Annotated in this window: 1 protein-coding gene; it reads left to right on the top strand. The window is 62.3% G+C overall.

Annotated features, from left to right (window positions below):
- Positions 1-15 precede the first annotated feature (15 nt).
- Positions 16-1,080: FAD-binding dehydrogenase (locus tag A2J01_RS06640; RefSeq protein WP_082900810.1), on the top strand; the 1,065-nt coding region annotated here is incomplete at its 3' end.

The following is a 1,080-nucleotide window of genomic DNA, read 5'->3' as shown; positions in this document are numbered from 1 at the left end:
GGAAGAGGAGTTGTCGTGAGCGAACAAGCTGACGTCATCGTTGTCGGGGCAGGGCTGGCGGGACTGGTCGCCACCTACGAACTGACGCGCGCGGGCCGCAAAGTCCTTGTCGTGGAACAGGAGAACGCTGCCAACCTCGGCGCGCAGGCATTTTGGTCTCTCGGCGGACTCTTCCTCGTGAACAGCCCCGAACAACGCCGACTCGGCATCAAGGACTCCCTCGAGTTGGCGATGCAGGACTGGATGGGCACAGCGGGATTCGACCGCGACCGCGAAGATCACTGGCCGCGTCAGTGGGCCAAGGCGTACGTCGAGTTCGCGGCCGGCGACAAGCGTCAGTACCTGCACGATCTGGGGCTTCGCCTGATGCCGAATGTCGGCTGGGCCGAACGCGGCCGCGGAATGGCTCTCGGACACGGAAATTCGGTGCCGCGCTTCCACCTCACCTGGGGCACCGGACCTGGCGTCGTCGATGTCTTTCTGACCAAAGTGATCGCCGCTCAGAAGCGTGGACTGGTCACGTTCAAGCACCGCCACCAAGTCGATCAACTCGTCGTCACCGATGGTGCGGTCACTGGTGTACGCGGAACCGTCCTCGAACCTTCCAGTGATCTGCGCGGCGTGAAGAGCTCGCGCACCCCCATCGGCGAATTCGAGTTCGCCGCACAGGCCGTCGTGGTCACATCCGGTGGAATCGGCGGCAACTACGAACTGGTGAAGAAAAACTGGCCCGAGCGACTCGGCAAGGCACCCAAGCACATGCTGACGGGAGTACCGGCGCACGTCGACGGGCGCATGCTCGAAATCACCGAATCCGCGGGCGGAAACATCGTGAACCGCGACCGCATGTGGCACTACACCGAAGGCATCCAGAACTGGAATCCCATCTGGCCGAACCACGGAATCCGAATCATTCCCGGACCGTCCTCGATGTGGTTCGACGCCACCGGCAAGCGTCTGCCGGTCCCCAACTTCCCGGGCTTCGACACGATGGGAACTTTCAAGTACATCCTCGACAGCGGCCACGAGTACACGTGGTTCATCCTCGACCAGAAGATCATCGAGAAGGAGTTCGCACTC

The sequence above is a fragment of the Rhodococcus sp. EPR-134 genome (assembly GCF_001647205.1).
GTDB lineage: Bacteria > Actinomycetota > Actinomycetes > Mycobacteriales > Mycobacteriaceae > Rhodococcus_F > Rhodococcus_F qingshengii.
Note: the sequence above shows the minus strand (reverse complement) of the source record. Positions and strands in the feature narration are given on the sequence as shown.